4 protein-coding genes and 2 pseudogenes are annotated in these 11,231 nt (G+C 58.9%); 2 read left to right on the forward strand and 4 right to left on the reverse strand.

What is annotated here, in order from left to right; translation table 11 throughout:
• Positions 1 to 417 (reverse strand): hypothetical protein (locus VGC62_RS17595; protein WP_331188356.1); only part of this gene is annotated, 417 nt, incomplete at its 3' end.
• Between the two features lie 35 nt (positions 418 to 452).
• A pseudogene (locus VGC62_RS17600) lies at positions 453 to 845 on the reverse strand (DUF1289 domain-containing protein); the annotation flags it as partial.
• 408 nt (positions 846 to 1,253) lie between these two features.
• Here VGC62_RS17600 and acnB point away from each other — a divergent pair.
• The gene (gene acnB / locus VGC62_RS17605) at positions 1,254 to 3,854 is read left to right on the forward strand and encodes a bifunctional aconitate hydratase 2/2-methylisocitrate dehydratase (protein ID WP_331188357.1); all 2,601 of its coding nucleotides are present in this window, start codon (positions 1,254 to 1,256) and stop codon (positions 3,852 to 3,854) included.
• A gap of 288 nt (positions 3,855 to 4,142) precedes the next feature.
• Here the strand turns inward: acnB and VGC62_RS17610 are convergent, their stop codons facing one another.
• Positions 4,143 to 8,999, reverse strand: coding sequence for an NAD-glutamate dehydrogenase (locus VGC62_RS17610; protein WP_331188358.1), 4,857 nt, complete (start codon positions 8,997 to 8,999; stop codon positions 4,143 to 4,145).
• A gap of 573 nt (positions 9,000 to 9,572) precedes the next feature.
• Between VGC62_RS17610 and VGC62_RS17615 the strand changes: the two genes are divergently transcribed.
• Positions 9,573 to 9,950 carry a hypothetical protein gene (locus VGC62_RS17615; protein ID WP_331188359.1) on the forward strand — a complete coding sequence of 126 codons (378 nt, stop codon included), beginning with the start codon at positions 9,573 to 9,575 and terminating at the stop codon, positions 9,948 to 9,950.
• An 80-nt stretch (positions 9,951 to 10,030) separates the two neighbouring features.
• On the opposite strand, the pseudogene VGC62_RS17620 reads toward VGC62_RS17615, so the two are convergent.
• Positions 10,031 to 11,231 (reverse strand): annotated as a pseudogene (locus VGC62_RS17620) (hypothetical protein); the annotation flags it as partial.

Raw genomic sequence — 11,231 nt, forward strand, 5'->3', positions numbered from 1 at the left:
TCGGATCGTTCGCGTACAGGGCGCTGCGATCGCCGCGCCGTGCTCGGCCATTTGCGCCTCCAGCGCCGACAGCCACTCGCGGTCGGGCACCGCATCCTCGGCCAGCAAGCGGTTGCGCGCGCGCATCGCCGCCTCGTAGCGGTTGGCATGGACCGCATGGCCGGGGCTGAGCGCGAGCGTCAGCCGGTCGAGGAAGCGGCGGCGCTCGCCAGCGGGTTCGACGAACAGCCGGTCCATCGCCGGGGTCAGCCACAGCACCGTCAGCCATTCGGCCAGCGCGGTCGCGGCGATCGCAGCGCCCTGTACGCGAACGATCCGACGCTCCGGGGCCGATGGCTGGGTTCCGGTCGCGATCGCCACGTCGCCGGTCAGGCCCGTCGCCACGCCGAAGCCGCCGCGCCCGTCTTGCCGCGCCATCGCGCTGAGCGCCGCGCGGCGCAGGCCCCGCCCCGGCGCGAGCAGCAATCGCGCAATTGGGGCAGCGTCCAATCGCGAAACTCAGGCATCAGCACCATGCCGTAGGCCTCCAGCTGGTTGATCACCCGCGCACCGCGGGCAATCAGTTGATAAGCCCAGCAGTATTCGGACTGGTGCAGGACGAAACGAATTTTGCGCAGTTCCAGTTGTTGGCGCAGCTTGTCGGCATCGAACACTTCAAGCTTGGCGGTCATTACCTGCACCAGCAATTGCTCCAGACGCCGCCACACCGCTTGTTTTTCGGTGTCGTTGTAGCCGTTCCAGTGAATCACTTCATGATGGAAACGTTTGCAGCCACGGCACACCAGATCCCCGTAAACGGTGGAACAGAGGCCGACACACGGCGTTTTGATGGTTTGATTGGACATGGCACGAAAACACGGCAGCGGACAAAACGAGCCCGCATGTTAGCCCTTTGTCTAACGCCGTACACCCCCGAAGATGTAGGGTCTAACTTACCTTTAGTTGTTTTTTGCAGTAGAATCATCGGGCCTTTTAAGGCGCCAATGTCCGTTGGAAGCTGTTTTCAAAGCGTCACGAGCACAGTCAAGACTCTTTAACGAGAGCCTACCCCGCAGTACGGTTTGACGCAGGCTCCGCCTGCGTCCCCCTCCCCCAGAGCCGTCCATGCAGGCGTAAAACTTTGAAAACAGCTTCTGTTGGAAATTGCCGACACCCTGCCAAAAAGCTCAAAAAGTTTTGTGGAGCACGGGAACGAGCAATTTCTGGATGAGCGTCCCGGACACCCATTTGGGACCACTGATGAGGGTAATACTGTGCTTGAAGCCTACCGTAAACACATCGAAGAGCGTGCCGCCCTGGGTATCGTGCCCCAGCCGCTTAACGCCGAACAAACCGCAGGCCTGGTCGAGCTGCTGAAAAACCCACCGGCTGGCGAAGAAGCGTTTCTGCTTGATCTGATCACCAATCGCGTTCCACCTGGCGTTGACGAAGCTGCCTACGTCAAAGCCGGTTTCCTCTCCGCACTGGCCAAAGGCGAAGTCACCTCCCCTCTGCTGGACAAGAAACACGCTGTAGAACTGCTCGGCACCATGCAGGGCGGCTACAACATCGTGACCCTGGTCGACCTTTTGGACGACGCCACCCTGGCACCGGTTGCCGCCGAACAACTCAAGCACACGCTGCTGATGTTCGACGCTTTCCACGACGTCGCTGAAAAAGCCAAAAAAGGCAATGCAATCGCCCAAGGCGTGCTGCAATCCTGGGCTGACGGCGAGTGGTTCCAGAAGCGTCCTACCCTGGCTGAAAAAATCAGCCTGCGCGTGTTCAAGGTCACCGGCGAAACCAACACCGACGACCTGTCACCTGCGCCAGACGCCTGGTCCCGTCCAGACATCCCGTTGCACGCCCTGGCCATGCTGAAAATGGCTCGCGACGGCATTGTGCCTGACGTCCAAGGCGTCACCGGCCCGATGAAGCAGATCGAACAAATGCGCGGTCAAGGCTTCCCTATCGCCTACGTCGGTGACGTGGTCGGTACCGGCTCTTCGCGTAAATCGGCAACCAACTCGGTGCTGTGGTTCTTCGGCGACGACGTCCCTAATGTGCCGAACAAGCGCGCTGGCGGCTTCTGCTTCGGCAGCAAAATCGCTCCGATCTTCTACAACACCATGGAAGATGCGGGCGCACTGCCCATCGAATTCGATGTGTCGAACATCAACATGGGCGACGTGATCGACGTCTACCCCTACGCTGGCAAAGTCTGCAAGCACGACAGCGACGAAGTCATCACCACCTTCGAACTGAAGACCCCGGTGTTGCTCGACGAAGTCCGCGCTGGCGGCCGTATCCCGCTGATCATCGGCCGCGGCCTGACCGGCAAGGCGCGTACCGAGCTGGGTCTGCCACCATCGACCTTGTTCAAGTTCCCTGATGTACCGGCTGCCAGCACCAAAGGCTTCACCCTGGCGCAGAAAATGGTCGGCAAGGCATGTGGCGTCGAGGGCGTTCGTCCTGGCACCTACTGCGAACCGAAGATGACCACCGTCGGCTCTCAGGACACCACGGGGCCTATGACCCGTGACGAACTGAAAGACCTGGCCTGCCTGGGTTTCTCCACCGATCTGGTGATGCAGTCGTTCTGCCACACCGCGGCTTATCCAAAGCCGATCGACGTGACCACCCACCACACCCTGCCTGACTTCATCATGACCCGCGGCGGCGTTTCCCTGCGTCCGGGCGACGGCATCATCCACAGCTGGCTGAACCGCATGCTGCTGCCGGACACCGTCGGTACCGGTGGTGACTCGCACACCCGTTTCCCAATCGGCATCTCGTTCCCGGCCGGTTCCGGCCTGGTTGCGTTCGCCGCCGCCACTGGCGTCATGCCGCTGGACATGCCGGAATCGATTCTGGTTCGCTTCAAAGGCAAACTGCAACCGGGCGTCACCCTGCGTGACCTGGTTCACTCGATTCCTTACTACGCGATCCAGAAAGGCCTGTTGACCGTAGAGAAGAAGGGCAAGAAAAACGCCTTCTCTGGTCGCATCCTGGAGATCGAAGGTCTGGAAACCCTGACCGTCGAGCAAGCGTTCGAACTGTCCGACGCCTCGGCCGAGCGCTCTGCCGCAGGTTGCACCATCAAGCTGTCGAAAGAGTCGATTGCCGAATACCTGAACTCGAACATCACCCTGCTGCGCTGGATGATCGAACAAGGCTACGGCGATCCACGCACCCTGGAACGTCGCGCTAAAGCGATGGAAGCCTGGGTTGCCAACCCTGAGCTGCTGGTTGCCGACGCTGACGCTGAATACGCTGAAGTCATCGAAATCGACTTGGCCGACGTCAAGGAGCCTGTGCTCTGCGCGCCGAACGACCCGGACGACGCCCGTCTGCTGTCCAGCGTTGCTGGCCAGAAGATCGACGAAGTATTCATCGGTTCGTGCATGACCAACATCGGCCACTTCCGTGCAGCGGGCAAGTTGCTGGATCAGGTCAAGGGTCAGCTTCCAACTCGTCTGTGGCTGTCGCCGCCGACCAAGATGGACGCTCACCAACTGACCGAAGAAGGCTACTACGGCATCTACGGCAAGGCTGGCGCACGCATGGAAATGCCAGGCTGCTCGCTGTGCATGGGTAACCAGGCACGCGTAGAACCGAACGCCACTGTGGTGTCGACGTCGACCCGTAACTTCCCGAACCGTCTGGGCGACGGCGCGAACGTCTACCTGGCCTCGGCTGAGCTAGCGTCCGTCGCTTCGATCCTGGGTCGCTTGCCGACCGTCGAGGAGTACATGGAATACGCAGGCAAGATCGACAGCATGGCGGCCGATGTCTACCGCTACCTGAGCTTCGATCAAATCGCCGAGTTCCGTGAAGCCGCTGCGAACGCCAATATCCCGGTCGTTCAAGCTTAATCGCTGAAATCTGCGTCAAAGGAACCCCGCTTCGGCGGGGTTTTTTTATGTCACACAACCCCCCGAGCAACCGGATGTTATGACGGTCTGGGTCGCATCCGGGGGTGCTATTTGTCTGACACGCCTAGGATGGTGTGTATATCCATTATCTCGGGAGGGGCGAAAAAGTGAATCAGCGCCACTCCGATAATGGATATACACATGAATCCCAACGCCACAAAAAACCAGCCAATAAAAAAGCCCCACATCTTCCGATGCAGGGCTTGTGGTTACCACTCAGCTAAACCATCAAACCATTGCAGTCTGCCCGCTCATGGCCAGGTCCAGCAGTTCGCGGTTGGCCACGGCGTACATCGCGTAGTCGTTACCGCTTGCAGCCCGCAGTTCGACCAGCATGGCACGCCAGCGCTCGACCATCGACAGGTGCTGTTCAAGCCACACGTCCAGGCGCTCTTCCACGTCTGTCGGGCCGTTGGCCATTTGTAGGACAGACACAGTAATCGCCCGCTGTTGCCAGTCGATGTCATCACGGAACGCTTCACGGGCCAGGGCCTGCCAGTTGTTTTCAACCGGCAAGGCACTGATCTGTTGCAGGTACCAGGTGACGTCCAGCGAGCTGCCCACAGCGAAGTACACCTTCGCCACGTCGGCGGCGTTTTGCCCCGTGACGTCGGAGGCTTCAATGATCGGCAACAGCGTGTACAAGTGGCTGGTGCCCGCGACCATCCGCGCCAGCAGCTCAGGCACGCCCGCTTCGACATACTCCTTGTAGCGCGCCTGCCAGACTTCACGCGTTGGGCCCTCAAGCAGTTCGTCGAGCTTCAGACCCAGCGCAGCGATGTGCGGACCAAAATGGGCAACGTCCCGACCCGCGTCCAGTTCGTTGCGACGGCTGCGCAGGAACCAACGCGTGGCGCGACGCCCCAGCCGCATCAACTCGTCCATCAGGGTTAACTGGACCTCTGCTGGCACCTTGTAATCCAGCGCCTCGATCTGACGGAACCAGTGCGGCAAATGGAAGATGTCACGCACGATCACGTACGCACCGGCCACGTTGGCCGCGCTCATGCCAGTGGACTCTTTGAGCCGCTGCACGAACGTGATGCCCATGTGGTTGACCAGGTCGTTGGCGATCTGAGTACTGACGATTTCGCGCTTCAGACGATGGCGACGCATGGATTCAGCGTATTTCGCTCCAAGGGACGGCGGAAATGCGGTTTCCATGTCGCGGACCAGGTAATCGTCATCCGGCACGCGAGATTCCAGCAATGCCTCTTTGAGGTCGATCTTGCTATAGGAGATCAACACCGACAGCTCGGCACGGGTCAGGCCTTTCTGATCGGCCACACGCTCAGTGATCTGATCTTCGGCCGGCAGGAACTCAATGGCACGGTCCAGTTTGCCGCGCGACTCCAGATCATTCATCAAACGCTTGTATTCAGCGATCCGCTCGTAAGCACGTCGGGCCGCCAGCGAGAGCGCCTGAGTCTGTTTGTAGTTGTTGCCGAGCACCAGGTTGCCAACCTCGTCGGTCATGCTTTCCAGCAGCAGGTTGCGCTGCTTCTCGGTCATGTCACCGGCCTGCACCACTTCGTTGAGCAGGATCTTGATGTTCACTTCGTGGTCGGAACAATCCACGCCACCGGCGTTGTCGATGAAGTCAGTGTTGGTAGCGCCGCCCAGCAGGCCAAATTCGACACGGCCCAACTGGGTCATCCCTAGGTTACCGCCCTCGCCCACGACCTTGCAGCGCAGCTGGTTACCATTCACCCGCAACGCATCGTTGGCCTTGTCACCGACATCGGCATGGCTCTCGAAGCTGGACTTAACGTAAGTACCAATGCCGCCATTCCACAACAGATCCACCGGCGCCTTGAGCAGCGCGTGCATCAGCTCGGTCGGCGTCAGCTTGTCGGCCTGAATGTCGAAGCGCGCTTTCATTTGCGGTGTGATGGTGATGCTTTTCAGACTGCGCGGGAAAATACCGCCGCCTTCGGACATCAAACTGGTGTCGTAATCGGTCCAGGCCGAACGCGGCAGGTCGAACAAGCGCTGACGCTCGACGAAGCTTGCGGCTGGGTCCGGATTCGGATCGATGAAGATGTGCAAATGGTTGAACGCAGCGACCATTTGTAGGGTGTCGGACATCAATAGCCCATTGCCAAAGACATCACCGGCCATGTCACCGATACCGATCACGCTGATGGTGTCTTGCTGAACGTTAATGCCACGCTCACGGAAATGACGCTGTACGCCGACCCACGCCCCTTTGGCGGTGATGCCCATTTTCTTGTGGTCGTAACCGGCCGAGCCCCCCGAAGCGAACGCGTCGCCCAGCCAAAAGCCATAGTCGATGGCAATGCCGTTGGCGATGTCGGAGAAGGTCGCGGTGCCTTTGTCAGCAGCAACCACCAGGTACGGGTCATCGTCGTCGTGACGCACGACATTGACGGGCGCAACCAACTCGCCTTCTTTCAGGTTGTCAGTAATATCCAACAGACCGGAAATGAAGATGCGATAGCAGGCGATGCCTTCTGCCTGAACCTCGTCGCGGCCGCCACCCAAGGGCAAACGACGCGGCAAGAAACCGCCCTTGGCGCCCACCGGCACGATGACCGAGTTTTTCACTTGCTGGGCTTTTACCAAACCCAACACTTCGGTGCGGTAGTCTTCCTCACGGTCGGACCAGCGCAAGCCCCCCCTGGCAACATTGCCGAAACGCAGGTGAACGCCTTCCACACGCGGCGAATAGACGAAAATTTCGAACTTCGGCACCGGCTTCGGCAGATCGGGAATCTGACGCGGGTTGAACTTGAAGCTGAAGTAGCTCTTGTTCTGACCGTTGGCATCGGGCTGGTAGAAGTTGGTGCGCTGGGTGGCTTTGATCAAGTCCAGGTAGCGACGCAGAATGCGGTCCTCGTTGAGGACTTGAACCTCGTCCAATGCCGTGAGGATCGCCTGTTCCAGACGTTGTTGTTTATCACCCAGATCATCGCCGCTGAGCTTGCGCGCAAGGTAGAAACGCGTCTTGAACAGACGGGTCAGTTCACGCGCGATGTCGGTGTGATTGTTCAGCGTGCTGGCGATATACCCCAGGTCGAAGCCCAGACGAATCTGCTTGAGGTAACGCGCATAAGCACGCAACAGCGCGACGTCGCGCCATGGCAGACCGGCGGTCAGCACCAAACGGTTGAATGCGTCGTTCTCGGCATCGCCACGTACGATGTGGACAAATGCGTCCTGCAGCGTGTCGTTGAGCTGCTGGATGTCGAGGTTCAAGCCCTCGCCTGCGGTAAACGCGAAGTCGTGAATCCAGAACTCGCGGCCGCTTTTGTGGCGCAAGCGATACGGGAATTCGCCCAGCACACGCAGGCCGAGGTTTTCCAGAATCGGTAGCACGTCGGAAAGCGCCAGCGGCGTGTCGGCGTGGTACAGCTTGCAATGCAACTGGGCCTTGTCGCCGGATAACGGCTGATAAAAGCTCATGACCAGCGGATGGGCTTCAGTCAGATTCAACAGGTGTTGCATGTCGACCACGGCAGAGTGCGCGGCGAAACGCTCGCGATAGCCCGCCGGAAAACCTTTCGGGTAGTCCGCCAGCACGCTGGTGCCATGGGCTTCGCCGAAGCTTTCGACGATCAGGCTGGCGTAGTCGTCTTGCCAGGATCGGCAGGCCTGGATCACTTCGTTTTCCAGTTGCTGCGGGTCGATGTCGAGGGTGACTTTCGGGTCCACACGCAAGATCAACTGCACGCGAGCCAGAACGGACTCTGAGAAGAAGGTCCAGAATTCACAGTCGCTGGCCTTCAGACGCTCCATCAGCACCTGCTGGATTTTCTGACGGACTTCGGTGGAATAGACGTCACGTGGCACGTAGGCCAGGCAGTAGCAGAAGCGACCGTACGGGTCCTTGCGCAGGAACACGCGAATCTTGTTGCGCTCCTGGATCTGCACGATCGACATCACGGTGTTGAACAGCTCATCGACCGGGGTCTGGAACAGGTCGTCGCGAGGCAGCACTTCCACCACCTGTGCCAGCTCCTTGCCCAGGTGGGCCTTGGGATGGAAACCGGAGCGATGCTCGATTTCAGTGACCTTGCGGCGGATATACGGGATTTCCCGCACACTCTCGCCATACACCGACGAGGTGTACAGGCCCATGAAGCGGCACTCCTTGATGACCTTGCCCGTCGCGTCGATCTGGCGGATCGACACGTAGTCCGGGTAGGCCGGACGGTGGACGCGGCTGGGGTGCGCAGCCTTGGCGAACGACAGCAGGGTTGGTTCATGCAGGTAGTTCACCGCATAACCTTCGATGTGCAGGTCTTGCGAGGTGAGCCCTGCGCGCAACAGCTTGGTCAGACCAAGAAACGACGAGTGATCGTAGGTCAGTTGACCACCATCGCCGTCACCACTGACCTGGAACTCTTCGTAGCCAAGGAAGGTGAAGTGGTTGTCCAACAGCCATTCAAGGAAGGCCTTGATCTCGGCTTTTTCTTCTGCATCGACGCTGTATTCGGTGGTATCGATGCCAGCCAGCAGCTCATTGAGCTTGGCCTTCATCGGTTCGAAGTCTTCTACCGCCACTCGCACTTCGCTGAGCACCTGCTCAAGCTCACGGGCCAGCACGTTCAGTTCGGTGGGGCTCGCACAACGGTCGATTTCCAGGTACATCAGCGATTCTTGCAGCACATCTTCGCCGACAGTGCCCTTGGGAAGCAGTTCGAGCAGCTGACCTTTGCCGTCGCGGCGCACACTCAATACGGTGGTTTGCAATGTGTGAATGCTGTAGCCGCGGCGATTGAGCTCGGTGCGGACCGAGTCCACCAGAAACGGCAAATCGTGGTGCAGGACTTCCACGGCAGTGTGCGTCGACTGCCAGCCGTGGCGCTCGTAGTCTGGGTTATAAACCCGCACTTGCGGGCTGCTGTGTTCAAAGCGCTCAAGCAAACGCCAGGCAGAAAGGGTGCAACCGGCAAGATCGGAGAGCCGACGCTGGGTCAGTTCGTCCAGGGAAATGATGCCGAAAAATTGCTCAGCGAACAGCGCCACTTGTGGCAGTGCCTGTTCATTGATGTGCTGGGCCAGTGCCGCTTGCAGTTGGTGCTGGAAGTCGGGCTTGCTGGCTGCGGTGAAGAACGCCATCTATGGTACTCCGCTTGGGCTTTTATTTACGGTCTGTACGGAAACTGGCTGCGCTTGCCGACGTTTCGTAAAGACCTTGGGAGAGATGCGTGGTGCGGGTCGTGTGTAACGTGTGCACCTACTCGATGATAGTCAGCAAAACATGACAACGAGCAGAGCTAATCGCTTTGCCTAAGTACTAACGCTTACCGTGTGGACGCCGTCACATCTGATCGACCGAATGAACCTCGATAGAACATCGCCAGGCAGGCTTGGCTTTACGTCCGTTCATCTGTTGCGAGCTTAACGACAGCAGCCCCCCACCTGCTTGCGATGCTGCGACATATTCGGACATCGCCTTGCAACCGAATGTTTCCCATAGCGGGCGGACAAGGCTGGCGGCAGGATTGGTCTGTAAGAACGATCCGTGCAGATCGCTGGGCGTTATCGTCAAGTTGCGCAACGTTACAGGCGGTTCGGTTAGCAGGTGTCTTCAAACTTGGACGCATCTGCCACTGGATGAATCAGCATCGGGCAAAAATCCTCCAACACTGGCAAAATCCCGCTCAGGCCCACCGTTTAAGGAATAGTCCCATGCAAATGACCACCGACAGCTTCATCTACAACCCCTGCGATGAGGAGGAAGATGACATGGCATTGGCTTGCTGCCACGGGGCGAATGGCGACCTGTTCATGCTTGCGCGCTTTCCCGATGAAGACGAAGTCGACATTACCTTTCGCGATGACACGGTACACATCGATTCAAAACTGATCGTCACCTTCAGCGCCGACCGCCTGTTGCTGGAGATCGACGCCGCCGATGCCCAATCGCTGGGCGGCGATACGTCTTTTGAAATTCGCCACAGCACGCCCGAGAGTGAGTTGGCCGAGTTGGCCGATACGCTGCGGATCATCCTGCAGGGCGTTGGGACGTTTGTAAGCGAGATCGGCCGATCCGCCGAGCAAGCCTGACACCTCATCAGCGGCGATATGCAAATGCCTCACCTGACTGATCCAGCGATTGTCGGCGTTAGCAGCCGCTTGACATCCCCCTATGCGTTCTCCACCGCTGCCACCAGTGTCTCGACCTCGCCAGCAAACGCTTTGCCGCCATCCACGGCCAGATAACGAACATGCAAAATGATGTCGGTTAGGGTATTCAGCATGGCTTGCTGCCCCTCGGACTCATGGTTGGGGAAGCTCAATGTCCAGCGAGAAATCGCCCCGGTCCCTTCGAACGGAAAATAGCGCTCATCACCGAAATCAAGCATGAACATGCCATGATCGTCGACACCGGTGGAGATACCAATTTGCTGATTGGCCCGGGGGTTGGAGACGATCTGGTCCTGGCGAATATCGTCATCGCTGCCTTCGGGCAAGTCACCCGCCTGCTGATACAGGTATTTCACGTTGCCGATCTGTGGCTTGAGCAAGTAACTGCTGGACTGCTGGCTCAGCGTCGCATGTATGTCCTGGTAGGGCTCAAGCACTACCGGCAACGAGACCGACACTCTGGTCAACTGGCGCAAGTAGTGCCCTGGATAGTCGTTGTCGAAGGTCGAAGCTTTAAGCTGGAAGGCGATTTCGCCCTTCGTGCGTAGCGTCTCGATCACACCGCCCCATCCGGTGGCCAGCGTACCCTCAGGGGCTTTGCTATTGGGATCGTAATCGCCGAGCAAGGCCTTGAGCGAAATCGTTTTGGTCAACTCCAGTCGACGCTCATGGCGCGCCAGGAACGCCGCCTCCATCTGCAACAAACCGAGCTTAAGGGTTTCGCCCGCCGTTAATCCAAAGCGGTTGTCTGCCCACGCCGTGGTGGAGATAAATCGTGTGTCGCGATCGCCGATTTCATACTGCCAGCAAGCCTCGACGCCCAGGCACATGGCCAACACCGCATCGTAAGCCTGGAAATACAACGTGGACATTTGGCTCAACAGCCATTGATACAGGCCGGCCCCGGCCGCACGGTTCTTGATGAACGCGTACAGCGCCTGGGCCTGTTCCCGGGCTTTAGTGGCCTGATCCAGGCTGGCGATAGCAGCCCGCAATGCGACATCCTGAGCTTCGATCTGCCGATCGAGCGTGTCCAGTTCGAGTTCAGCCTGTGTCACCAGATATTGCCATTCGGCACGCCGGCGGTTCTGCATGTCGCTGGTCAGGTGTTGCTGAGCCAATTCGGACAACACCGTTGCACTTGCATCCAGGCCTTCTGCGGCTGCAAATGCCGCCCCTCCCCAGTTCATACCACCGGTA

Origin of the sequence: Pseudomonas sp. (genome assembly GCF_036404235.1) — a bacterium.
Lineage (GTDB): Bacteria > Pseudomonadota > Gammaproteobacteria > Pseudomonadales > Pseudomonadaceae > Aquipseudomonas.

What these genes read in the sequence shown, in the direction of transcription:
- VGC62_RS17610 (WP_331188358.1), bottom strand. Translation starts at nt 8,999, where the DNA reads ATGGCGTTCTTCACCGCAGCCAGCAAGCCCGACTTCCAGCACCAACTG.
- VGC62_RS17615 (WP_331188359.1), top strand. Translation starts at nt 9,573, where the DNA reads ATGCAAATGACCACCGACAGCTTCATCTACAACCCCTGCGATGAGGAG.